The sequence below is a fragment of the Microthrixaceae bacterium genome (assembly GCA_023957975.1).
Lineage (GTDB): Bacteria > Actinomycetota > Acidimicrobiia > Acidimicrobiales > Microtrichaceae > JAMLGM01.
Genome location: JAMLGM010000006.1, coordinates 1 through 22,727, shown reverse-complemented (window position 1 = coordinate 22,727; position 22,727 = coordinate 1). Strand labels below are relative to the sequence as shown.

The window sequence follows — 22,727 nt, the reverse complement described above, 5'->3', positions numbered from 1 at the left end:
ATGCAGCGATGAAACGACGCCTCACCGCTGCCGAGATTGCGACCGTCGAGGCGGCCTCGTGGGTGACCAGTCACCTTCGGCGTCGCCTCGACGCGTTGGATACGACGAAGGTTCGTTGGTCTCGGGAGCGGGCGTGGGAGTGGTACGAGCGCACCCCGTGGCTCGTCGGCGCGAACTTCGTGCCCTCGACGGCGGGTAACCAGCTCGAGATGTTCCAGGCGGCGACCTTCGATCCGGTCACGATCGATCGTGAGCTCGGTTGGGCGGCCGACCTCGGCATGAACTCGATGCGCATCTTCCTGCACGACCTGTTGTGGGAGACCGAAGGGAGTGGATTCCTCGATCGTGTCGACGAGGTGTTGTCGATCGCTGCGTCCCACGGCATCGGAGTGATGCCCGTGCTTTTCGATGGCATCTGGGATCCTCGCCCCCAGGCCGGACCTCAGGGCGATCCGAAGCCGGGCGTTCACAACTCGATGTGGCTGCAATCGCCCGGAGCGTCGGTGATCTCGGACCGCCGACAGTGGGCGCGGCTTCGCGGCTACGTCGAGGCGGTGATGGGACGGTTTGCGACGGATGATCGCGTACAGGTGTGGGACCTGTTCAACGAGCCCGACAGCCCCAACCCGGCGTACGCATTCCATGAGGCGCGCAACAAACAACGACTCGTCGCCGAACTCCTCGAACAGATCTGGGACTGGGCCGACGGCGTCGACCCCGACCAGCCGGTCACCGCTGGTCTGTTCATGCACACGTTGCGCGCCGTCGAGGCTCGACCGGTCTCCAAGGTGATGCTCGAACGTTCGGACGTGATTTCCTTTCACAGCTATCAGCCGCGCCACCAGCTCGTCGAGATCATCGACCGCCTCGAGGGGTTCGGGCGGCCATTGCTGTGCACCGAATGGATGGGGCGCCCGACATCGCCGGTGTCGTTGCTCGAGGTATTCGAGCAACGACGGGTCGGGTGTTGGACCTGGGGTCTCGTCGACGGCCGTACACAGACGAACTACCCGTGGACCTCGTGGTTCACGAGGTACGACCCCGAGGTGGACGGCTGGTTCCACGACCTGCTGCGACCCGATGGAACGCCCTATGACACCGACGAGGCGGCGTTGTTTCGGCGGGTCACGGCGGCCTACCGCTGAGATCGGTTCCGTCCCGTTTCGCCGATGCGAGCGTCCGGGAAACACAGCGGTCCGGGCGCCGAACAACACCCGGACCGAATCACCATCCCGAGGTTGGCGCAGCACCCCTACGGCGCCAACCCCGGAACTCGTGTGTGAACCCAGCAGAGCGGCTCTGTTAGGTGGGGCTATCATTGCATATCAGGATGAGTTGTCAAGCTGGTTGGTGAACTCTTCCCGAAACTGCGATGGCCAATGGTCGCGATGGGTAGGGACAGGGATCGGTAGGGTTCGACCATGTCCGACGACGTGATTGATGTCGAAGCCGCCCCAACCGTTCTCATCCGCAACGGCCGCGTCTTCGACGGGGCCGGATCGCCTTCGGTGGAAGCTGACGTGCTCGTGCGCGATGGGGTGGTGGCGGCGATCGGTCTCGGGCTCGTCGCACCGGCCGCAGCGACGGTCGTCGATGCCGACGGGTGTTGGGTGACCCCCGGCTTCATCGACCTGCACACGCACTACGACGCCGAGTTGGAGATCGCCCCGAGCCTCGGAGAGTCGGTGCGACACGGCGTCACCACGGTGCTCATCGGCAGTTGCGGACTGTCCTTCGTGATGGGCGAGCCCGAAGACCTCGCGGATCAGTTCTGCCGCGTCGAAGGCGTGCCGCGCGACGTGGTGTTGCCGCTCCTGGAAACCACCAAGAACTGGGACGACCCGAGCGGGTACCTCGCGCACTTGCGGTCGCTGCCACTCGGCCCCAACGTCACGCTGTTTCTCGGGCATTCGGCCGTTCGCACGTCGGTCATGGGTCTGGAACGCGCCGTCGACGCTTCGGCCAAGCCCACCCGGTCCGAACGGCGCGAAATGTTGCGCCTGCTCGACGAGGCGCTCGACGCCGGGTACCTCGGAATGAGTTTCAACACGCTGCCGTGGGACAAGCTCGGCGGCGACCGGTTCAACTCGCGCCCGACGCCGTCGGTGTTCGCGACTTTCGGCGAGTACCGGTCCTTCGCCAAGGTGCTGCGCGAACGGGGACGGATCTTTCAGGTGGTCCCCGATCTTCAGGGGCGCTGGAACATCCCGGTCCTCATGGCGATGTCGGCCGGGGTCGGCCGCCCTGCACTGCGGATGAACCTGTTGTCGATGCTCGATCCGGTGGTGGCACATGGCAGCCACCGGTTCATCGGCGCCACCACGAACGCGTTCAACCGGGTCCTGCGCGGCGACGTGCGCTTCCAGGCGGTGCCGCTGGTGTTCGACCTGTTCGTCGACGGGCTCGACGTGCCGGTGATGGAGGAGTTCGGCGCCGGTACCCAGGCTTTGGCAGTCGGCGATCTCGAGGCTCGTCGACGGCTGATGTCGGACCCGGATTTCCGCGCCCGGTTCCGCAAGCAGTGGAACAACCAACTCGCACCGCGTGCGTATCACCGCAAGCTTGATGAGCCGGTCATCGTCGGCTGCCCCGACGAGACCCTGGTGGGCAAGACCTTCGGTGAGGTGGCGGCGAAACGCGGGGTCGATGCCATCGAGGCGTTCATGGACCTGCAGGCACAGTTCGGCCACGAGTTGCGGTGGCGCACCGTCGTCGCGAACGACCGCCCGCGCTCGGTCGCTCAGATCGCCAACCACCCTGCGGCGATCATGGGGTTCGCCGATTCCGGAGCGCACCTTCGCAACATGGCCTTCTACGACCTGCCCTTGCATCTGTTGCGGCTCGCGGCGAGTGCTGACGGTGGTGGCGGCGACGATGGCGGTGGCGGCGACGATGAACCGGTGCTGAGTCCCGAACGGGCGGTGTATCGCATGACGGGCGAAATCGCCGACTACCTCGGCATCGATGCCGGTCGGCTGGTGGTCGGGGGCCGGGCGGACATCGCGGTCGTCGACCCGGCAACGTTGGATGAGCGGCTCGACAACATCGTCGAGGACGACTCGGCCGATGTCGTCGGGGTCGACCGGTTGGTGCGTCGACACGACGAATGCGTCACCCACGTGCTGGTCAACGGAAGGCTGGCGTGGAGCGACGGGGCCTTCGTCGAGGGGTTCGGGGCACAGGGCGGCTACGGCCGGGTGCTCACACGGGTCGACTGAGCGTTGCCGCAGCGCCGATCTTGGCATCGACGGGGTCTCGCCGGTCGACGTCGTAGCATCGGTGGATGGCCAAGGCTCCAGCAGGGTTGGTGAACGCGGCGGGTCGTGAGATTCGAGTGTCGAGCCCGGACCGCATCGTGTTCGAGGCGACCGACCGGACGCCCGCCATCACGAAGTTGCAGGTGTGCGAGTACTTCGCTGCGGTCGGCGAGACGATGATGGCCTCGCTGGGGGAGCGGCCGACCGCGCTCGAGCGTTGGCCCGACGGCTGGCGTGACGGGATGCGCCTGGCGCTCGGCCCGCAGGACCCGGACGGCGCCGGCTTCTACCAGAAGCGCCTTCCGCGGGGAGCCCCCGAGTTCATCGAAACCGTGCGGGTCACCTTTCCTAGCGGTCGAACCGCGGACGAGCTTTGTCCGACCGAGCCGGCGGCGTTCGTGTGGGCCGCACAGATGGGGACCTTGACGTTTCACCCGTGGCCGGTGCGCCGCCGCGACGTCGATCATCCCGACGAGTTCCGCATCGATCTCGACCCGCAGCCGGGTACCGGGTTCTCCGATGCTGTGCGGGTGGCCGGTGTGGCGCGGGAGCTTCTCGAGGAACTGGGTCTTCGCGGCTTCGCGAAGACGAGTGGGAACCGCGGCATTCACATCTACGTGCGGATTCAACCGCGCTGGTCCTTTGAGGACGTGCGCCACGCGGCCATCGGGTTCGGACGCGAACTCGAACGGCGCGACGGCGGCGTGACGACCGCCTGGTGGAAGGAGCTTCGCGGGTCGCGGATCTTCGTCGATTTCAACCAGAACAACCGCGACCGCACGATCGCCGGGGCCTACAGCATCCGGGCCCGGGCGGGTGCGCCGGTGTCGATGCCGATTGCGTGGGATCGGCTTGGCGACCTGGAGGACCCGACGCAGTTCAATCTCCTCACCGTCCCGGACCTGCTGGCCTCCGAGGGTGACCCGTGGCGCGAGATGGAAGACGTTGAGTATTCGCTCGATCCGCTGTTGCAGCTCTGGCAGACCCTGCCCGGCGGTGAGCTCAACTTCCCGCCGGATTACCCCAAGATGCCGGGCGAGCCCCCACGCGTGCAGCCCTCGCGCAAGGTCGAGTCTCACTGGGACGCGCAGGGCCGACGCATCGGACCGTAACCAGCGGCGACTTGCACGGTAGGGTCGCGACATGAACGATTCATCATCGGCCGGTTTCGGCTTGAGTGGAGACTCCCTGGCGGACGAACTTGCGTCGATTGAGTTCTGGACTCAACCGCTCGAGAGCCGAGCCGCGCGTCTCGCGGAGATCCGTGAGATCGCACCGTTCGTGCACACCTACCAGCCCAACCCGCTCACGCTGGAAAACGAGTGGTACTGGCTGAGCACCCGTTACGACGACGTGATCGAGATCAGTCGGCGTCCCAAGGAGTTCTGTTCGGGGCAGGGTTCGGTGTCGATCGCCGACATGCCCACCGACATCATGGAGTTCTTCGGCAGCTTCATCGTGATGGACGACCCGCGCCACGCACGACAGCGGGGCATCGTCAGCCGCAATTTCGGCCCGCGGCAGTTGCAGGGCCTCCTCGACTCGGTGCAACACGTCGCCGATGAGGTGATCGACCGGTTCTGCGAACAGGGCGAGGTCGACCTGGTGTCGGCGTTCAGCGAGCCGTTTCCGCTGCTGATCATCTGCGACATGATGGGCATTCCCCGCAGCGAGTTCGACAGCGTGTTGCGGTGCACCAACGTCATCTTGGGTGCGGGCGATCCCGACACGGTCGGCGAAGGCGAGGATCTGTTCACCGCACTCATCGGGGCGGGCACCGAACTGTCGGTGCTGCTCGGCGAACTCGCGAGAGACCGTCGCGCCAATCCGAAGGACGACCTGACCTCGGCGCTGGTGAACGCTGAGCCCGGCGAGGACGTGCTGACGCCGGAGGAACTGGCGCCGTTCTTCATCCTCTTGGCGGTGGCCGGCAACGATACGACGCGCAACGCCATCACCTACGGGGTCGACTTCCTGACCCGCAACCCCGATCAGCGGGCGATCTGGCAAGGCGACATCGACGGCGTCACCCCGACCGCGGTGGAGGAGATCGTGCGGATGGGCTCACCGGTCACCTTCATGAGGCGAACCGCGACCTGTGAGGTGACGTTGTCGGGACACGACTTCCACGAGGGGGACAAGGTCGTCATGTTGTACGGCGCGGCGAACCGTGACCCCCGCGAGTTTGCGGACCCTGAGCGTTTCGACGTGCGTCGGTCCCCGAACAACCACGTCGGCTTCGGCGGACCGGGTCCCCATTTCTGCCTCGGAGCGCACCTCGCCCGTCGCGAACTGTCGGTGGCGTTTCGCACCTTCTTCAATCGCTTGGGCGACATGGAGGCGACGGCGCCGGCGGTGCCGCTCAATGCGTTGGGCGTTCCCCTGGTGAGTGGCATCAAGTCGCTGCCGGTGCGGTTCACCCCGTCCAAACCGCTCGGCTGAGGAGTCGTCGCCGGCGGCTCTCCGCCGGCGGCTCGGACTCGGATACTCAGACCTGGTGGCTCAGCGGATGGTTTCGTCCGCGTCGAGGTCGAGCGCGTGGCGGGCGTGGCGATCGAGCATCGTGAGAAACATGGTGTCGCCGCGTTCGGTGCGTTCGACCATGACCGCGGCGACGATGCCGATCAACATGCCCGCCCACGTGCCACGTCGGTAGTCCGCTTCAAGCGACGCCTGCGAATAGTCCTGCACCCCGTTGGCGACGAGGCCGCGGTGGTACTCGGCGAGTAGTTCCCACTCGATTTCACGCCGGATCGGCGGCTCGACGCTCGAGCCGAGGAAGTACGAGACGTCGTAGGGCGCGCAGCCGTAGGCGACCGTTTGCCAGTCGACCACCGTCGGGCGCCCCTCGGTGGTGCCCGCGAAGACGCCGGGGGCGAACAGGAGGTTGTCGAGGCGGTAGTCGGAGTGGGTGATGCCGGTGCCGATGACGTCGGCGTCGAGATAGTTGGCGATGTGTTCGACGAAGAACCCGCCGGCCCGACGAAGGTGCGCTTCGACCGCTCCGCCGTAGCGGGCGAGGAACTCCTGCCACAACGTCGGCAGCATCGACGACAACAGGTCTCGCTGGTCGCGGGTGGCGCGGGCCATCCAGTCGAAGGACTCCAACGAGTCGTCGCCCCAACGCGGGGCGTGGAGTTGCACCAACTCGGCGACGGCCAGGCGGGCGACCTCGGGGGTGGTGCCCGCGATCTGGTCGCCTTGGACCGCAGGCGACCGGTCCTCGAGCAACAACACGAACGACCCCGAGTCGACGTCGATATCGGCGAGATACATGGCCGGGGAATTCACCGGGAGGCTGTGGGCGAGGTGCTGATAGAAGCGAACCTCCTTTTCGTAGGCCCGCATGAGCTTTCCGGCGGCGACGCTGGAGGCGTCGGTCGAGGGGAACTTGGCGACGAAGGTGTCGGGCAGGTCGGTTTCGCCGTCAAAGGCGACCCGTACCCGCATCGAGTCGCACATCTGGCCGGTGCCGATCGGTTGCATGTCGACGGTCGCCACCCGGGAGTCGACCTGCAGATGGCCGGCCGTGCGCAGGGCGTCGGTCAACCACGCCGGTGTGAGTTGGTCGGGGCGATCTGCGATGGGTCCCATGGGGTGCTGCGGCTTCGACTCGTCCGCAGTGCTCAGATCGCGGCGGTGTGCCAGATGTCGTCGCCGCGCAACACCACGTCGGCACCTCCGTCGACGAACAGGATCTGACCGCAGATACGCGTGGGGCGGGCGGAGGCGAGAAAGGCGATGACGTCGGCGACGTGTTGTGGGTGGCAGTACCCGCCAAAGGGCATCGGAACCGACGCATCGGCGAGCTCCTTGGAGTCCTCATGAGCCAACATCTCCGCGGTCATGTTCGTCTGCACGATGCCGGGAGCCACCCCGTTGAGCGCGATTCCTGCGCCCGCCCACGCGTCGCCGATCGCGCTGCGACGCAGCCAGCGCGCCAGCGCGTACTTGGAGGTCGGGTAGCCGGCCATGTCCATGGCGCCGGGCGCGCTTGCGAGCTCGATCGCCTGGGCCTCGTCGCCGGCGAGGCAGGCCTCGACAACGGCGGGCATCTGCACGTTCAGGATCGACGAGCTCACGGTGACGACCGCTCGGGGGGACTCCCCGCGGGCCAGCAGTGGGGCCAGGCCCTCGAGGGTGGCGACCGCGCCGAAGTAGTTGACGCGTAGGCACATCTCGGCGGTGTTCATGACGCCGGCGTTGGCGACGAGGACGTCGAGGGTCCCGCCGGTGCGTTCGGTGACGGCCTCAACCATGGCGGAGCGACCTCCGGGGGTCGACAGATCTGCGGTGATTTCGGCACCGGCAATGTCGACACCGATGACCTCGTATCCCTCGGCCTCAAGGGTGGTGGCGGTGGCGGCACCGATGCCTCCGGCGGAGCCGGTGACGACTGCGAGACGTGACATGACAATCCTCCTGGTTCTGGCCGTACGCTACCGGTCGCCCGGGTTCGATGCCCCCGATAGGGTGAGTCCCATGCGCCGAGTTGTGTGTACCGAGTGGGGGGCTCCAGAGGGTCTTGAGGTCCAGGAACACCCCGACCTCGAACCGGGTCCCGGACAGGTTGTCGTGGAGGTCGCGGCCGCGGGGGTCAACTTCGTCGACGCGCTCTTCGTCGCCGGGACTTATCAGATCAAGATTCCGCCTCCGTTCACGCCGGGAAGCGAGTGCGCCGGGGTGATCAGCGCGCTCGGCGAAGGGGTGGAGGGGCTCGACGTCGGCGATCGAGTCATCGCGGCGGGGGGACTCGGAGGGTACGCGTCGCAGATCGCGGTGTCGGCCGCGGCGGTGACGCGGGTGCCTGACGATCTGTCGCTGGCGATGGCGGCAGCGGTCGTTCAGAGCTACTGCACGGCCTGGTTCACCTTGACCCGGCGCATCAGCGTGGTTTCCGGGGAGACGGTGCTCGTGCTCGGTGCCGGTGGAGGAGTCGGTCTGGCGGCGATCGATGTGGCGCGTTCGCTCGGTGCGACGGTGATCGCAGCGGCGTCGAGCGCCGAGAAACTCGAGGCGGCGCTGGTCGCCGGAGCGAGCGCGACGATCGACTATTCGACCGAGCCGATTAAGGACCGCGCCCGCGAGTTGTCGCCCGGAGGGGTGGATGTCGTCATCGACCCGATCGGCGGCGATGCGACCGAGGCGTCGCTGCGAGCGCTGCGATTCGGCGGGCGGTTGGCGGTCATCGGATTCGCTGCCGGAACGATCCCGAAGATCCCCACCAATCAGGTGCTGTTGAACAACCGCTCGGTGGTCGGTGTCGACTGGGGGGCGTGGGCGATGCACAACCCGGCCGATCAGGGCGTGTTGTTGCGCGAGGTGCTCGATGCCGTCGTAGCGGGGACGCTTTCGCCGGCGGCGCCGAGCGAGCGGCCACTCGACGAGGCGGCCGCGGTGTTGCGCGAGGCCCTCGATCGTCGGGTGGTCGGCAAGGTGGTGCTCGTTCCCTGAACGCCTCTGTCGGCGCCACCGGCCGGCCGGTCCGTGGTCAAGAGGTGCCACGTGACGCGTCTGGAGTACGCTTCGTGCGCCGTGATTCCCACGGAGATAACCAGTAGCCGAACGTTCGGGGGAAGCCGGTGAGACTCCGGCGCTGTCCCGCAGCCGTGTGCATCTCGACCGAGATGCGAGCCGGATCGCCCGTCGTCGGCAGGTGCCACATCGGCACGTGCTTCAACCATCGTCGAGGACAACGAGGGTCGTGGCGGGCGGACCGACAGGCTCCTCCCGGCAACGGCCAGGAGGAATCTATGAACACCACATCCACCACCCCGAATCGGGCGCGTCGCCGCCTCGCCGCCATGGCCGCCGTCGGTGCGGCGCTCGCCGCTGGCTGCGCGCCGCAGACTCCGAGCGGTCCCAAGGTCGTCGGTCAGCCGTGTGATGCCGGCGAGGGAGTGACCGTCGTGGTCGATTTCCAGAAGCTGAACAACACCGTTGCCATCGGATGTGCGCCGGGCACTCAGGCGAGTGGCCTCGCTGCGCTCACCAACGCCGGATTCACCTACGACGAGATCGGCGGGTTCGCGTGCCAGATCAACTCGCTTCCGGTCGAGGGCTATCCGACATGTCAGTTCGATGCCTACTGGAGCTACAACAAGTCCGACGGCACCTCCCCGTGGGACTACTCGATGGTCGGCGCTTCCAGCGGCCCGATCGCGGTCGATTCGCTCGAGGGTTGGTCCTACAGCGTGATCACGCCGGACAACTATGACGGCGCGCCGATCCGCCTCTCCGTCGAAAAGGTGCTGGCCCGTCGCGGCTGACCAGCGGCCGACCCGCCGCGGCCCGTTCTCCGATAACCAGTGGTCGTGATCACGACCACTGGTTATCGGAGAACGGGTCAGGTGGTGGGAACGGGTCAGGTGGTGGGCCAGTAGTGCGAATCGGGGAGTCCGCGGGGCCCGAAGATCGCCTGGCCGACCCGCACGACCGTCGCCCCCTCTTCGATCGCCAACTCGAAATCGCCGCTCATTCCCATCGAGAGTTCCTCGAGGCCCATGCCGTCGGGGCGGGTCTCGCGCAGGCGGTCGCGGATGGTTCGCAGCCTGATGAAACAGTCGCGGACCCGGGTGTGGTCGTCGCTGAACACCGCGAGCGTCATCAGCCCGACCGGTCGGAGCGCGTGGAAGTGGCGAAGCTCAGCGACGAACCCGTCGACCTCCTCGGGCGGAAGGCCGAACTTCGACTCCTCGGCTGAGGTGTTGACCTGCACGAACACGTCGAGCGACCTCCCGAGCGCCTGGAGGCGACGGTCGAGGGCCTCGGCGACCCGGAGCGAATCGAGCGCCTGAAACTCATCCGCGAACGCGGCGACATTTTTGGCCTTGTTGGTCTGAAGGTGACCGATCACCGACCACGACACCCCCAGGTGGGCGAGGTTGGCGGCTTTGCGTTTCGCCTCCTGAACCTTGTTCTCGCCGAGTTGGGTGCAGCCGGCGGTGATTGCGTTGATCAATCGAGACTCGGGAACGGTCTTCGAGACCGGTAGAAGGCGAACCTCCGCGGGGTCGCGGTCGACCCGGCATGCGGAGTCGACGATCCGCGAACGAACCTCGTCGAGGTTGCGCCGGAATTCCTCGACGGTCTCGGGTGGTCGGGTCATGTCAGCCATGCGCGCACAGTAGTGGGACCGATCAGGGCGCGAAGACGTCAGAGCGACGACGACGCATGCGGCGCGGTTCAGCCGTTGAGCGTGGGGAAGAAACCCTCGACGGTGCCGAGAGCGGCGCTGCGCGACAGGTCGGCTCGCGAGGGGTGCTCCTTCGCGTACTTCGACTCGATGGCCAAGATGAGCGCGGTGCCCATGACGGCGCGCGCGGAGATCGCGGTCAAATCGACTTCGAGGCCGTAACGCTGTTCGACCTCCGCCCACGCTCCGGCGAGGCGATCCATCGCCACCTCGAAGTGCTCGCGGTAGAAGCGTCGCGCCACCTTCGGGTCGCCGAAAAGTACGAGTCCGAGCAGCGGCAGCACCTCGGTGAGCGTGGCGATGAGTTGTGAATAGAGGCCGGCGAGGGCTTCGATCTGGCGCTCGCCGGTCAGTGGGGTTTCGGAGTCGATGCCCTCGGTGGCGGCAACGAGGCTGTCGACGGCGTCGCGGAGGGGTTCGACCACCGCTTCGAAGAACAGTTGATCCTTGTTCTCGAAGTGGCGGTAGATGATGCCTTCGCTGATCCCGGCACGATCCGCGATGGTGCGCATGGTGGTGCCGGCCATGTCTCCAGACTCGCTGAAGGCTTTGCGGGCGGCGTTGAGGATGGAACTTCGCCGATCGGCTGCGTTCATTCGTTTGGCCCGCGGTGGCGGTGTCTTGGCCACTGACGTCTTCGCCATGAGGATCCTGCTTTCGCGACGCGTGAGGCCCCAGCGCACGTGTGCCTCGCCCGAGCCATGATAGTGCGGGAGTTGAATTGTGAGAGCGATCGGTTACTCTCATCGCGTTGAGAGTAAGTCCTTACTCGACTAGGGTACTCGCATCACCGGAGAATCCGGGGTTCACCGAACTCAGCCAGGGGGACAGGCATGGGGGACGCAGTCATCGTCGCGACGGCACGAACGCCGATCGGCACCGCCTTCAAAGGCACACTTCGAGATGTCGGGGCCTACGAGCTCGCCATCCACGCGATCACCAATGCGGTCGCCCGGGCCGGCATCGACCCGCAGCGCTACGACGACGTGGTGATGGGCGAGTCGCGCTACGGCGGCGGCGACCTCGCCCGGTACGCCGCGATCGAGTCGGGCCTCGTCAATGTGGCGGGCCTCGCTAACAACCGCCATTGCGCGGCCGGTCTTGCCGCAATCACGACGGCCGCGGGGTCGATCCGCGCCGGTATGGATTCGGTCGTCGTGGCGGGCGGAGCCGAGTCGGCCTCCACCGCGCCGCGCTTCACCCGACGGGTGCTCGGCACCGACGAATGGGATGCCTGGGCACCGCCGAGTCATGTGCAGACCCCTGACGCCCCGATCGAAGACATGTCGATCACCGTGGGCTGGAACGCCGCGGTCGAGGCCGGCGTGACCCGCGAGGAGATGGACTACTGGGCGTTTCGTTCGCACCAGCGGGCGATCGAGGCGATCGACGCCGGCAGCTTCACCGCCGAGATCGCTCCGATCAAGGTCACCTTGCGCGACGGAAGCGTCACCGAGTTTGCGGTCGACGAGCATCCCCGCCGGGGTACGAGCCTGGAAAAGCTGGCCTCGCTCAAGGTGATCCACCCGGAGATCGAGGGGTTCAGCATCACCGCTGGCAATGCCTCGGGGGTCAACGACGGCGCAGCAGCACTCGTCATCGTCGACGATTCGGTGGCGCGCAGCGAGGGGCTCGAGTCGCTCGGCACCGTCCGGGCGTGGGCATCGGCCGGGGTCACCCCGGCACGAACCGGCCTCGCTCCGACGATCGCCATTCCGAAGGTTCTCGACCGGGCGGGTTTGTCGATCGGCGACGTGAAGCTGTGGGAAATCAACGAGGCGTTCGCGTCGATGTGTGTCGGCACGACGAAGCTGTTGGGCATCGACGACGAGATCGTCAATGTCGAGGGCAGCGGGTGCAGCCTCGGTCACCCGGTCGCCATGACGGGCGCCCGCATGGTGATTTCGCTGGTCCATGAACTCGGGCGCCGTGGTGGCGGCATCGGTGTTGCGGCCATGTGCGCCGGCGGCGGCATGTCCACCGCGGTGGTGGTGGAGGTCTGAAGGTGAGCTTCGACGAGACGATCGACGAGACCGAACTCCTCGAGCACTTCAACCACCTCGCCCCCGAAATGGGCGACCGCGACTACTTCCACCGGGCCCTCGAACGGTTGCGCGGCGCCGCCAACGGTGTCGTGCGCAGCGATCAGCACGAGGGCTTCTGGGTGGCCACCCGTTACGAGGATGTGTTGGCCATCGCCCAGGACTGGGAGGGTTTCAGCTCGGAACACGGAATCACGGTTCCGCCCCGCGAGTCTCCGCTGCCGGCGATCCCCGAGATGGTCGACCCGCCGTTGCATCGTGAGTACAAGCGCCTGATCAACCGGTTCTTCACCCCGGTGCAGGTGCTCGAACACGAAGAAGCGACGCGGGCGATCGTCAATCAGCTCATCGATGAGTTCATCACCGAGGGTCGCTGCGACTTCATGGAGGCGTTCGCCAATCCGTTGCCCGGCCTGGTGTTCTTCGAGGAGTTCCTCCACGCGCCGTCGGAGGAACTCGCAGAGGTCAATCGTCTCGCGACCGCGGCGTCGACGCCGAACACTCCCTCGGCGATCGATGCCCGGCGCGAGATGATTGGATGGATTTTCGGATTCATCGAACGGCGGCGCGCCGCAGAACCCATCGACGACGTCATCGACGCGGTGCTCAATGCGGAGATCGACGGACGTGCCATCACCGATCTCGAAGCGGTGGGGATCATCCAACTCCTGCTCTTCGGCGGCCTCGACACCACCGCCGGCGCGCTCGGCACGATGATGCTCTGGTTCGCAAAGCAGCCCGAGATCGCACAGCGGCTACGCGCCGAGCCCGAACTCATCCCGACGGCGATCGAGGAGATGTTGCGGCTCGACGGTCCCTTTGCCTTCATCGGTCGCCGAGCCACCCGCGACATCGAGGTCGGCGGGGCAGCCATCTGCGAGGGCGACATGGTGGTCGTGTCGTGGGCGGCGGCGAACCGCGACCCCAACGAGTTCGGCTGCCCGGCCGAGTTCGACCTCGACCGCGAAGGTAACCGCCACATCGCCTTCGGTGCTGGGCCGCACCGCTGCGCCGGATCGAACCTGGCGCGCATGAACCTGCGCATCGCGGTCGAGGAGTTGCTGCGTCGGCTGTCCGACGTTCGCCTGGCGACCGGCGAAGTTCACTTCCACCCCGGTTACAGCAGGGCGCCCTCGGCCATCGAGATCGAGTTCACCCCAGCGGAACGCGAATCGTAGATCTGTCCGGGCACGCCACCACCCACCCAGGAGACGACCCTTTCATGTATGCCAACGACATCCGAGTCATCGACGCCGACACCCACATGACGGAGCGTCACGACCTGTTCACGTCTCGCGCCCCGAAGGGATTCGAAGACCGTGTCCCGCGGGTGACCATGGTGGATGGCACCGCGACCTGGACCCTCGAAGGGGTGCCGCTCGGACCGGCGCGCCCGGGTGGGGTCATCGACCGCAACGGCGACAAGCACGCCTTCGCCGAGACGCGGGCACATGGGATCGACTGGGTCCACCAGGGGGCGTGGGACTGGCAATACCGCCTCGGGGTGATGGACGAGACGGGCATCGACGTGCAGATCGTCTACCCGAACGCGGTCGGCATCGGGGGCCAGAACCTTGCCAAGGCAACCCAGGATCCAGTGCTGCGACGCCTGTGCGTCGAGTTGTACAACGACGCGATGGCCGAGGTTCAGGAGAACACCAACGGCCGGATGTTGCCGATGCCGGTGATGCCGGCGTGGAGTATCGACGAGTGCGTCGCCGAGGCGCAGCGGTGCGCTGCGATGGGGTTCCGCGGCGTGAACATGACGTCTGATCCCCAAGATGCCGGGTCGACCGACCTTGCCGATCGCGCCTGGGATCCGTTCTGGGAGGTGTGCGCCGACCTGCACCTGCCGATCCACTTCCATATCGGAGCATCGCAGACCTCGCTCACGTTCTACGGCAAGTACTTCTGGGCCTCGCTGCACGAGAACCTGAAGCCGGCTGTCGGCGGTTCGATGCTGTTTCTCAACAACGCCGGCGTGGTCATCAACAGCATCTACGCGGGCATCTTCGACCGTCACCCGAACCTCAAGATGGTGTCGGTGGAAAGCGGCATCGGCTGGATTCCGTTCATCCTCGAAACGATGGACTACGAGATTCTCGAGAACGCTCCCGAACAGGCGGATGCGCTCGGGCGCCGACCGTCGGAGTACTTCAAGGACCATTGGTGGGCCACGTTCTGGTTCGAGACGAATCACGGCGACCTGCAGGGGCTCATCGACAAGGTCGGCGAGGACAACGTGATGTTCGAGACCGACTACCCGCACCCGACCTGTCTGTACCCGGATCCGCTCGGCACGGTGTCGGAGATCATCTCCACGCTTCGACCGGAGACCCAACGCAAGGTGCTCGGGGAAAACGCCGCCAAGCTGTACCGCGTCTGACACCTCAAGCCAGGAGGGGACTCACCCAATGTTGTTGGAACCGATCGAAGACCAGGCGTTTCTTCGCGACACGACCGCGAAGTTCCTCGCCGACGCGGCGCCGCCGCAGGTGCTGAGGACGTTGCGTGACGACGAGGCCGGATTCGACGAGGCCTATTGGCGCCAGGGGGTCGAGCTGGGGTGGACCTCGCTGCTGGTGAGCGAGGAGGCCGGCGGCGGTTCGGTGTCGGGGGACGGCCTCGTCGATCTGAGCCTCATCGCTCATGAGTTCGGTGCGGCGGCCGCTCCGGGGCCGCTCGCTCCCAACGCGGTGGTGGCCGGGGCGCTCGCCCGCAGTGGCGGCCACGACGAGGTGGTCGCCGGAGTGCTCAGCGGGGGGACGCTGGTGTCGTGGGCGATCGACGAGGATGCCCACAACGTCGCGGCGATGCCGCGGTTGTTCCGGTTTCGGATCGAGGGCACCGAGTTGGTACTCGACGGAACCAAGCGGCTCGTCGAGTCGGCGAACCGCAGCGACTACCTGCTCGTCACCGGTGTTACGCCGGGTGGGATCACCCAGGTGCTCGTGGCCACCGACGCCGCGGGAATCGAGATTCGTCCCATGCACACGGTGGATCTGACCCGTCGGTTCTCGGTCGTGACGTTCAACAACGTGCGGGTTCCACTCGACGCGGTCGTCGGGTCGATCGACACCGCGGCCGAGGCGGTGAAACTGCAGCGCCGACAGGCCATCGTGATCGCGAATGCGGAGTCGGTCGGGGCGATGCAACGGGCCTTCGACCTCACCCTGGAATGGACCTTCGACCGGTACTCCTTCGGGCGGTCGCTGGCCTCCTATCAGGCGATCAAACACCGCATGGCTTCGATGAAGATGTGGCTCGAGGCCAGCCATGCCATCGCGGACGATGCGGCGGCAGCGGTCGCGGCCGACAGTCCCCGAGCGGAGAAGTTGGTGCGGGCCGCCGCCGCGTACATCGGCGAATACGGCTCGGAACTCATGCAGGAATGCGTACGGTTCCACGGGGGAATCGGGGTCACCTACGAACACGATCTGCACCTGTACCTGCGTCGACATACGTTGAACCGGGCGCTGCACGGAACCCCTGCCCAGCACCGCCGTCGGGTGGCGGTGGAACTCGATCTCGAAAGCGCCGTCTCATGAGCACCGAATCGATGGCTCCGGTCTCCAACACCGACACCCTCGACGACCTCGACGAGTTCCGGCGTCGGGCCAAGGAGTTTCTGCGCGCCGAGGTCGGCCCGGCGCGGGCGAGCCTCACCGCCGGGCTACGCAAGCTCGGAACCGACGAGGACGACCTGCGCGAGGTCGCGCACGACCGGGCGCTGCAGCGCACGTTCTTCGACGCCGGGTTCGCCGGAATCACCGTGCCGGTGGAGTTCGGGGGTCAGGGGTTGACCCGGGCGCATCAACTCGTGCTCAACGAGGAACTCGAGGGCTACGACTATCCGGTTCGGCTGCAGGTTCCCACCATGACGCCGTGTATGGCGGTGCTGTTGGAGTTCGGCACCGAGCAGCAGAAGCTCACCCACATCCCGGCGATCCTGCGTGGCGAAGAGCTGTGGATGCAGTTCCTGTCCGAGCCGAGCGGAGGGTCCGACGTGGCGGGAGCGCTGATGAGTGCGGTGCGCGACGGCGACGAATGGGTGCTGAACGGTTCGAAGGTGTGGACCACCGGGGCCTGGTGGTCGGACTGGGGGCTGTGTCTGGCCCGAACGAACTGGGACGTTCCCAAACACCGTGGGCTGTCGGTGTTCATCTTCCCGATCGACGCGGCCGGCATCGAGATCCAACGCATCGAGATGCTCAACGGCAACATGGATTTCTGCCAGGAGTACCTCGACGACGTTCGGGTTCCCGACAGCGACCGGGTCGGCGGAGTCGACGACGGGTGGACGGTCGGAACCCGGTGGATGTTCCACGAGCGGATGTCGTCGAACTCGCCGTTCGTGACCCGACCACAGGAGCTCGAACGGTCGTCCCTCGACGGTGCGGCGCTGCGCCGAATCGCCCGCGACGGCGGCATTTCCGGCACCGATGCTGCACAGGAACTCGTCGGCGAGGGGGAGATGTTGACCCTGGTCGGATCGGCGCTGGGCCGCCGTGTCGGCCAGGGGATGCGCACCGGGACCCTGAGCGACCAGTCGGCGGCGATCGCCCGGCTGTACGGGGGGTTGAGCCTCGTGCGACGCAACACGATCGCGCTCGAACTCGCCGGATCCGCCGGTGCGGCCTGGAGCGACGACGATGGCGAGTTGGCGTTGCGAGGCGAGGATTTCCTCATGCGCCAGGCCAGCTGCATCGGTGGCGGCACGACGGAGATGGCCTCCAACGTCATCGCCGAGCGGGTGCTCGGGATGCCGCGGGAACGGGCGCTCGATCGCGACGTGGCGTTCCGCGACGTCCCGCGCGGACCCGCACCAGAAGAGAACTGAACCACGGAGGTATATCGAATGAGAGTCGTGATCTTGGGAGCGTCGAGCGGGTTGGGCCGCTCGGTTGCGGTCGGACTCGCCGAGGCCGGCCACGACGTGGCGCTGTTGGCCCGTCGCGTCGATCGTCTCGAACAGACCGTGGCCGACCTCGGCGAGCGCGCACATGCCATTCGCTGCGATGTCACCGACGAGGCGCAGTGCACCGAGGCCGTCCGGGCGGCCGCCGACGTGCTCGGCGGAATCGATGCGCTGGTGTATGCGCCAGGAGTCGCCCCGCTCGGCCGTCTCTCCGATCTCGACGCCGATGCGTGGACGCGCACCTTGACCACCAACGTCGTCGGTGCCGCCACCGCCACCCGCGCTGCGCTCGACCATCTCCAGGCGTCGCAGGGCTGCGCGATCTACTTCTCCTCGGTGTCGGCCTCGATGACCCCGGCGTGGCCCGGCCTCGGCGCCTACATCGCGAGCAAGGCCGCCCTCGACAAGATGGTCGAGGCGTGGCGAGTCGAACACCCCGAGGTCGGCTTCACACGGCTCATCGTGGGCGACTGCGGCGGCGGCGAGGGGGATTCGGCAACCGGGTTCACCTCCGAATGGGACATGGACATCGCCGTCGAATTGGGCCGACAGTGGTATGCCAAGGGGTACGTCGCTGGAGCGTTGATCGACGTGAACGAACTGGTGCGGGCCGTGGAGAGCATCATCTCGCTCGGCAACACCGCGGTGGTTCCGACGATGGCGGTCGTTCCCCGCGTGCCCCGAAACGACGGGTGAAACTCGCGGCGCACCATGGTTCGGCGTTTCCGAAGCGCCTGCAATGATTTGGGCCATGGCTCTGCAACACAACACGTACTTCGACGGAACCGTACAAAGCATCGGATTCGTCACGGGTGAGAGACGCTCGAGCGTCGGGGTGATGGACGTTGGCGAGTACCACTTCGGCACCGAGGCCCCCGAGCGGATGACCGTGGTGGCTGGCGAGCTGATCGTGCAGCTTCCGGGCGCGCCGTGGGCGACCTACGTAGCGGGCTCTTCTTTCGAGGTTCCGGGCAACAGCGCCTTCGACCTCAAGGTCGAGCGGCCGACGGCCTATCTCTGCGACTACCTGTGACGGTTCCGTCGACGCCGGAACTCACCCGGGTTTCACGTGGATGGACCGCTCGTTTCGGTCTCATCTGGCTGGGTGTGTGGATCGCGATGCTGGTCCCCGTCTCGCTCGCGCTGCCGGATCAGCTCGCGACGGTCGACCACGCTCACCGGTATCGCAACTTCGGTCTGATCAACGCCCTTGTCGGGCTGGCGGCGCTCGTGAGCCTGCCGTTGTTCGGGGCGATGTGTGACCGGACGAACTCTCGATTCGGGCACCGCAAGGCGTGGGTTCTGGGCGGCGTCGTCGCGATGGTCGTCGGGTTGATTCTGACCGGCCGGCAAGACACCTGGCAGATGATCGCGTTCTGGTGGATCGTGGCGAATCTGGGCAACTCCGCGATCGCGACGGGGCTGACCGCCTCGGTTGCCGACCAGGTTCCCGACGATCAACGCGGCACGATCTCGGGGTTCATGTACGGCACTCAGGGCCTGGGCATCGTCGTCGGAATGGTGGCGGTCGAGGGGTTCGAGGCCGCCACCCGCTACGTGCTGTTGGCCATCGCGCTCGTGTTGTGCGCCCTGCCATATCTGGTGGTGAACCGCGACGTCGAACCGAGCGCCGGCACCGAACCGCTCACCCTCAAGCGGATCCTGTCGAACATGTGGATCTCGCCGCGTCGCTATCCCGACTTCGGATGGGCCTTCGGCTCGCGGCTGTTGGTCAACGTGGGTAACGCCCTCGGCACGACGTATCTGTGGTTCTTCCTTCGCGACGGCCTCAAGGTGGAAGACCCCGACGGCACCCTGATCACCGTCACGGTCATCTACCTCGTCGCCACGCTGATCGCGACCTTCGTCGCCGGGCCGGTGTCGGACCGCACCGGACGTCGGCGGATCTTCGTCGGCGTTGCCGCGGGCCTTCAGGCGGTCGCCGGGGTGTTGGTCGCCGCCGCACCGTCGGTCGGGATGTTGATGGTGGCGGCAGCCTTCATCGGCGCCGGATACGGGGCCTTCGTGGCGGTCGACCAGGCGCTCGTGACCGCGGTGTTGCCCAACGCCGATGACCGTGCCAAGGACCTCGGCATCCTCAACGTCGGGGCCGCGGTTCCACAAGGCCTCGGTCCGCTGGCGGCGGCGGGAATCACCACGGCGTTCGGGTTCTCGCCGCTGTTCTTGGCGGCCGGGCTGTCGACGGCGGTCGGTGCGCTCATGGTGAGCCGGGTGCGCTCGGTGCGCTGAGGTCCGCGCCGAAGGAAGGTCCGCGTCGAAGGAAGGTCACTCGCGATTGCGGGTCGGGGCCCAGAGCCGTTCATCACCGCTGGCGACGGTCCGTGCGAGTACGAACAGGACGTCGGACAGGCGGTTGAGATACCTGCCGGCTTCGCCGATGTCGCCGCCGAGTGCCAACACTCGCCGCTCGGCGCGACGACAAACCGTGCGGGCGAAGTGCAGCTGCCCGGCGCCATTGGGTCCGCCCGGAAGGATGAAGCTGCGCAGGGGACTCAGCGGCGCGTTGAACGCAGCGGTTACGTTCTCGAGCCACACCACGGTGTCGACGGTGATGAGCCGTCCGCGTTCGCCGGGCTCGGGCAGGGCGATGTCGGCACCGAGATCGAACAGTTGCTGGAGGAGTTCTTCGAGCACTTCTGCGATCGTGACGTTCAGCGCGGAACCGGGCTCGGTGTCGGCATCGGGCCCGGTGTCGCTGTCGGCGTCGGGCAGCTCGGCGAGTGCGACGGCGTCGGCCGCGAGTGCCACGACCGCGTTGAGCTCGTCGATCGCTCCGATGGCCTCGATGCGGGCATCGGTCTTGGAAACCCGGGTGGCGTCGCCCAGCGACGTTTCGCCGTGGTCGCCTCCGCGAGTGGTCACGCGGGTGATATGTACGGTCACGGTCACTCCAGTCGTCGAGGTGTCGTGGCACCGCAGTGTCGCCACCCCCTCTGCGTCGATGTTATGGTCAGGACTCGGCGCAGCGCTTTCGCGAGGTCGCGCCGATCACAACTCAGCTCCGCGAACGGGGAAAGCCGGTGAGAAACCGGCGCTGTCCCGCAACCGTGAGCGGTTCCGTCCGGAACCGTAAGTCGGATCGCCCGCCGCCGGAGATCGCTTCAACCACCGTCGAGGAAAGCGGGGGTCGTCGCTCGGCGGTGAGCATTCTCCCCGGGTCTCGGCCCGGAGGAAATCATGAATACTCAATCAGTCATCGCCCGCCCGCGCCGCACCCGAACGCTGCGCCTTGCCCTCGCGTTTGTGGCGTTGGTGGGGATCGTCACCTCGGCGTGCGTGTCGGAGTCGACCCCGAGCCAGCCGGTCCCGGTGGCGAATATCGTCGGCGAGCCATGCATGCCAGGCGTGGGAGTGACCGTCGTGGTCGACTTCCAGGCGCTCGACGATCGCATTTCGATCGGCTGCGCTGTCGGGCCTCAAACCGATGGGCTCGCTGCGTTGACCAATGCTGGGTTCACCATCAACAACAAGCCCGGCGCACCCGCCTCCACGATCTGTCAGATCAACAATCAACCCACCGCGGGCTATCCGGTGTGCTGGCTGCAGAACTACTGGAGCTATTGGAAATCGGACGGCTCCAAGGCGTGGAGCTTCAGCGAGGTTGGCGTCGCGGCGGGGCCGTTGCCGATCGATTCCTTCGAGGGGTGGTCGTACTCGCCCTTCTCCGAGGGCGATATCACCGGCCTCAAACTGCGCCGTACGGTGAACCAGATCAAGGCGTTGCGGGGCTGACTCCGGTCGGTCCTGCAGGGTCCGGTCGGCGTCTCGGCTGAGCAGCCGGTCGGTACTGACCCGTCCGGACCCAAAGATCAGTGGTGCTATCGTGCCCCACTGCATCGGCGAACGTCGTCGATGACAACACTTCCCGCAGCGGGGGAAGCCGGTCGAAATCCGGCGCTGTCCCGCAGCCGTGGGTGAGTCACCAGCCGGTGTCTCACGAGTCGGAATGCCCGCTCGGGAAGGTACTGAACCATCCGTCGAGGACTGCGGAGAAGGCTCGGATTCGTCAGGTGTCGGGCCCCGTGCCCTCGAAGATCACCGGTCGGAGACGAACTCTTCGGAGGACTCGTCAACGAAAGGTGATTTCATGGCTTCTGAGAAGCTGACCCACACGACGGTGCCTCGGTCGAAGGCGCTCGTCCTCATCCCGGCAATTGCCGCGGTCTCCCTCCTCGGGGCGTGCACCCCGAACGGGCCCGGAACCCCGGCGACAACGACCACGACCACGTCCAGCACCAGTACGACGACCACCACGGCTTCGCCCCTTCCGGTCTGTGAGGTGCCCGAGGCCCCCGTGCTCACCATGATCCGGTCGAACGAGGTCCTGACCTTCACGATCGCGGACGGATCGCCGATCGAGTTGGCGGTGATCGCCCCCGACGCCGATCCCGGCGATGCGCTCTACGAAGAGGCCTCGACGCTGAGCCTTGCCGCCGATGAGGGACAGGTCGTGCGCGTGCTCGCCCGTTCCGGTGGCGACTGTGATCCGGAGGTGATCTTCGATGCCACCTACGACGTGCGGGCCCAGATGCCGAAACGTCCAGGTGTCGCCGGGACCGATTCAGTGGCGGTGGCCCGCTCGAGCAGCTCCGTTGTTGGATGGGCAACCGGTTATGAGGACTTCGTCCCCGGTGCAGACGTGACGTCGAACTGGACGAACAACCCGGGTGCCGCGCTCGGTGGAGCCGGCGGCCTGTTGCCGATCGGGAACGGGGGACGGATCACGCTCACGTTCGGCACCCCGATCGCCAACGGAAGTGGTTACGACTTCGCGGTCTTCGAGAACGGGTTTTTCAGTCCCGGTACCTCGGAGACGATGTTGTTCGCGGAACTCGCCTACATCGAGGTGTCGTCCAACGGAACCGATTTCGTCCGCTTTGACTCGGCGAGTCAACAGCCGACCTCGGTCGGAGCGTTCGCGTCTCAGGACGTGCGACTCTTGAGCGGCCTGGCCGGTCGCGAGCCGGCGAACTACGGCTCGGTGTTCGACCTCACCGCCCTGGCGAACAAGGCGGCGGTGCGCAACGGCACGGTCGACCTCAATCACATCACTCACGTGCGGGTGGTGGACATTGTCGGGGCCCGCGACTACCCGAATGCCGGAGACACGTACCTCGACTCCTTCGGCCGCGATATCTATGACGCCCACAAGACCACCGGCTCTGGCGGCTACGACCTTGCGGGGATCGCGGTGTTGAACCAGGCGCCGGTCGCCGCCGAATAGTCGACGACCAGCCGAATCATCGGTCGCGGTGAGGTTCTGGGCGCGTCAGCGGGTGACAGCCGACCCGCAG

Annotated in this window: 21 protein-coding genes and 3 riboswitches; of the genes, 16 read left to right on the top strand and 5 right to left on the bottom strand. The window is 66.6% G+C overall.

What is annotated here, in order from left to right; genetic code table 11:
• The first annotated feature begins 8 nt into the window (after window positions 1-8).
• From M9952_09870 to M9952_09855, 4 genes are all read left to right on the top strand, one after another.
• Complete coding sequence (locus M9952_09870) at window positions 9-1,145, top strand: hypothetical protein (GenBank protein MCO5313222.1); 1,137 nt, start codon at window positions 9-11, stop codon at window positions 1,143-1,145.
• Between the two features lie 276 nt (window positions 1,146-1,421).
• On the top strand, window positions 1,422-3,218 hold the full coding sequence (locus M9952_09865; GenBank protein MCO5313221.1) for an amidohydrolase family protein: 1,797 nt from the start codon (window positions 1,422-1,424) through the stop codon (window positions 3,216-3,218).
• A 65-nt stretch (window positions 3,219-3,283) separates the two neighbouring features.
• Window positions 3,284-4,369 carry a DNA polymerase domain-containing protein gene (locus tag M9952_09860; protein MCO5313220.1) on the top strand — a complete coding sequence of 362 codons (1,086 nt, stop codon included), beginning with the start codon at window positions 3,284-3,286 and terminating at the stop codon, window positions 4,367-4,369.
• 31 nt (window positions 4,370-4,400) lie between these two features.
• Window positions 4,401-5,699, top strand: coding sequence for a cytochrome P450 (locus M9952_09855; protein MCO5313219.1), 1,299 nt, complete (start codon window positions 4,401-4,403; stop codon window positions 5,697-5,699).
• Window positions 5,700-5,759: 60 nt separating this feature from the next.
• Here M9952_09855 and M9952_09850 read toward each other — a convergent pair whose 3' ends face one another.
• Complete coding sequence (locus tag M9952_09850; protein ID MCO5313218.1) at window positions 5,760-6,851, bottom strand: ecdysteroid 22-kinase family protein; 1,092 nt, start codon at window positions 6,849-6,851, stop codon at window positions 5,760-5,762.
• Between the two features lie 32 nt (window positions 6,852-6,883).
• Window positions 6,884-7,669 carry an SDR family oxidoreductase gene (locus M9952_09845; protein MCO5313217.1) on the bottom strand — a complete coding sequence of 262 codons (786 nt, stop codon included), beginning with the start codon at window positions 7,667-7,669 and terminating at the stop codon, window positions 6,884-6,886.
• Between the two features lie 70 nt (window positions 7,670-7,739).
• On the opposite strand from M9952_09845, the gene M9952_09840 reads away from it, so the two are divergent.
• Together M9952_09840 and M9952_09835 are read left to right on the top strand one after the other, a co-directional pair.
• On the top strand, window positions 7,740-8,711 hold the full coding sequence (locus tag M9952_09840; GenBank protein ID MCO5313216.1) for an NADPH:quinone oxidoreductase family protein: 972 nt from the start codon (window positions 7,740-7,742) through the stop codon (window positions 8,709-8,711).
• Between the two features lie 77 nt (window positions 8,712-8,788).
• Window positions 8,789-8,923, top strand: a riboswitch (cobalamin riboswitch).
• Between the two features lie 87 nt (window positions 8,924-9,010).
• Window positions 9,011-9,526 carry a hypothetical protein gene (locus M9952_09835; GenBank protein MCO5313215.1) on the top strand — a complete coding sequence of 172 codons (516 nt, stop codon included), beginning with the start codon at window positions 9,011-9,013 and terminating at the stop codon, window positions 9,524-9,526.
• Window positions 9,527-9,621: 95 nt separating this feature from the next.
• On the opposite strand, the gene M9952_09830 is transcribed toward M9952_09835, so the two are convergent.
• The gene (locus M9952_09830) at window positions 9,622-10,374 is read right to left on the bottom strand and encodes a YggS family pyridoxal phosphate-dependent enzyme (GenBank protein MCO5313214.1); all 753 of its coding nucleotides are present in this window, start codon (window positions 10,372-10,374) and stop codon (window positions 9,622-9,624) included.
• Between the two features lie 68 nt (window positions 10,375-10,442).
• The gene (locus M9952_09825; GenBank protein ID MCO5313213.1) at window positions 10,443-11,096 is read right to left on the bottom strand and encodes a TetR/AcrR family transcriptional regulator; all 654 of its coding nucleotides are present in this window, start codon (window positions 11,094-11,096) and stop codon (window positions 10,443-10,445) included.
• A gap of 189 nt (window positions 11,097-11,285) precedes the next feature.
• On the opposite strand from M9952_09825, the gene M9952_09820 reads away from it, so the two are divergent.
• The 8 genes from M9952_09820 (at window position 11,286) to M9952_09785 (ending at window position 19,662) form a co-directional block, all read left to right on the top strand.
• Complete coding sequence (locus M9952_09820; GenBank protein ID MCO5313212.1) at window positions 11,286-12,455, top strand: thiolase family protein; 1,170 nt, start codon at window positions 11,286-11,288, stop codon at window positions 12,453-12,455.
• A 2-nt stretch (window positions 12,456-12,457) separates the two neighbouring features.
• Entirely contained in the window at window positions 12,458-13,672 is a 1,215-nt protein-coding gene (locus M9952_09815) for a cytochrome P450 (GenBank protein ID MCO5313211.1), read from the top strand.
• Window positions 13,673-13,716: 44 nt separating this feature from the next.
• A complete protein-coding gene (locus tag M9952_09810; GenBank protein ID MCO5313210.1) occupies window positions 13,717-14,880 on the top strand; it encodes an amidohydrolase in 1,164 nt (387 codons plus the stop codon).
• A gap of 28 nt (window positions 14,881-14,908) precedes the next feature.
• Window positions 14,909-16,042, top strand: a complete 1,134-nt coding sequence (locus M9952_09805; protein ID MCO5313209.1) for an acyl-CoA/acyl-ACP dehydrogenase — start codon at window positions 14,909-14,911, stop codon at window positions 16,040-16,042.
• Window positions 16,039-17,334 (top strand): acyl-CoA dehydrogenase family protein, encoded by a 1,296-nt coding sequence (locus M9952_09800; GenBank protein ID MCO5313208.1) that lies wholly within the window; start codon window positions 16,039-16,041, stop codon window positions 17,332-17,334. The genes M9952_09805 and M9952_09800 overlap by 4 nt, the downstream gene beginning before the upstream one ends.
• 18 nt (window positions 17,335-17,352) lie before the next feature.
• A complete protein-coding gene (locus M9952_09795; GenBank protein MCO5313207.1) occupies window positions 17,353-18,108 on the top strand; it encodes an SDR family oxidoreductase in 756 nt (251 codons plus the stop codon).
• A gap of 55 nt (window positions 18,109-18,163) precedes the next feature.
• Complete coding sequence (locus tag M9952_09790; GenBank protein MCO5313206.1) at window positions 18,164-18,445, top strand: pyrimidine/purine nucleoside phosphorylase; 282 nt, start codon at window positions 18,164-18,166, stop codon at window positions 18,443-18,445.
• 86 nt (window positions 18,446-18,531) lie between these two features.
• On the top strand, window positions 18,532-19,662 hold the full coding sequence (locus M9952_09785; protein MCO5313205.1) for an MFS transporter: 1,131 nt from the start codon (window positions 18,532-18,534) through the stop codon (window positions 19,660-19,662).
• Window positions 19,663-19,698: 36 nt separating this feature from the next.
• On the opposite strand, the gene M9952_09780 is transcribed toward M9952_09785, so the two are convergent.
• The gene (locus tag M9952_09780; GenBank protein ID MCO5313204.1) at window positions 19,699-20,295 is read right to left on the bottom strand and encodes an ATP:cob(I)alamin adenosyltransferase; all 597 of its coding nucleotides are present in this window, start codon (window positions 20,293-20,295) and stop codon (window positions 19,699-19,701) included.
• 97 nt (window positions 20,296-20,392) lie between these two features.
• A riboswitch (cobalamin riboswitch) is annotated at window positions 20,393-20,539 on the top strand.
• A gap of 71 nt (window positions 20,540-20,610) precedes the next feature.
• On the opposite strand from M9952_09780, the gene M9952_09775 reads away from it, so the two are divergent.
• Both M9952_09775 and M9952_09770 read left to right on the top strand, forming a co-directional pair.
• Window positions 20,611-21,165, top strand: a complete 555-nt coding sequence (locus M9952_09775) for a hypothetical protein (protein MCO5313203.1) — start codon at window positions 20,611-20,613, stop codon at window positions 21,163-21,165.
• Between the two features lie 94 nt (window positions 21,166-21,259).
• A riboswitch (cobalamin riboswitch) is annotated at window positions 21,260-21,404 on the top strand.
• A 116-nt stretch (window positions 21,405-21,520) separates the two neighbouring features.
• Window positions 21,521-22,657 (top strand): hypothetical protein, encoded by a 1,137-nt coding sequence (locus M9952_09770; GenBank protein MCO5313202.1) that lies wholly within the window; start codon window positions 21,521-21,523, stop codon window positions 22,655-22,657.
• The last annotated feature ends 70 nt before the right edge of the window (window positions 22,658-22,727 follow it).

Coding starts and splice junctions, on each gene's coding strand:
- M9952_09870 (MCO5313222.1), top strand. CDS start 9: ATGAAACGACGCCTCACCGCTGCCGAGATTGCGACCGTCGAGGCGGCC.
- M9952_09865 (MCO5313221.1), top strand. CDS start 1,422: ATGTCCGACGACGTGATTGATGTCGAAGCCGCCCCAACCGTTCTCATC.
- M9952_09860 (MCO5313220.1), top strand. CDS start 3,284: ATGGCCAAGGCTCCAGCAGGGTTGGTGAACGCGGCGGGTCGTGAGATT.
- M9952_09855 (MCO5313219.1), top strand. CDS start 4,401: ATGAACGATTCATCATCGGCCGGTTTCGGCTTGAGTGGAGACTCCCTG.
- M9952_09850 (MCO5313218.1), bottom strand. CDS start 6,851: ATGGGACCCATCGCAGATCGCCCCGACCAACTCACACCGGCGTGGTTG.
- M9952_09845 (MCO5313217.1), bottom strand. CDS start 7,669: ATGTCACGTCTCGCAGTCGTCACCGGCTCCGCCGGAGGCATCGGTGCC.
- M9952_09840 (MCO5313216.1), top strand. CDS start 7,740: ATGCGCCGAGTTGTGTGTACCGAGTGGGGGGCTCCAGAGGGTCTTGAG.
- M9952_09835 (MCO5313215.1), top strand. CDS start 9,011: ATGAACACCACATCCACCACCCCGAATCGGGCGCGTCGCCGCCTCGCC.
- M9952_09830 (MCO5313214.1), bottom strand. CDS start 10,374: ATGGCTGACATGACCCGACCACCCGAGACCGTCGAGGAATTCCGGCGC.
- M9952_09825 (MCO5313213.1), bottom strand. CDS start 11,096: ATGGCGAAGACGTCAGTGGCCAAGACACCGCCACCGCGGGCCAAACGA.
- M9952_09820 (MCO5313212.1), top strand. CDS start 11,286: ATGGGGGACGCAGTCATCGTCGCGACGGCACGAACGCCGATCGGCACC.
- M9952_09810 (MCO5313210.1), top strand. CDS start 13,717: ATGTATGCCAACGACATCCGAGTCATCGACGCCGACACCCACATGACG.
- M9952_09805 (MCO5313209.1), top strand. CDS start 14,909: ATGTTGTTGGAACCGATCGAAGACCAGGCGTTTCTTCGCGACACGACC.
- M9952_09800 (MCO5313208.1), top strand. CDS start 16,039: ATGAGCACCGAATCGATGGCTCCGGTCTCCAACACCGACACCCTCGAC.
- M9952_09795 (MCO5313207.1), top strand. CDS start 17,353: ATGAGAGTCGTGATCTTGGGAGCGTCGAGCGGGTTGGGCCGCTCGGTT.
- M9952_09790 (MCO5313206.1), top strand. CDS start 18,164: ATGGCTCTGCAACACAACACGTACTTCGACGGAACCGTACAAAGCATC.
- M9952_09785 (MCO5313205.1), top strand. CDS start 18,532: ATGCTGGTCCCCGTCTCGCTCGCGCTGCCGGATCAGCTCGCGACGGTC.
- M9952_09775 (MCO5313203.1), top strand. CDS start 20,611: ATGAATACTCAATCAGTCATCGCCCGCCCGCGCCGCACCCGAACGCTG.
- M9952_09770 (MCO5313202.1), top strand. CDS start 21,521: ATGGCTTCTGAGAAGCTGACCCACACGACGGTGCCTCGGTCGAAGGCG.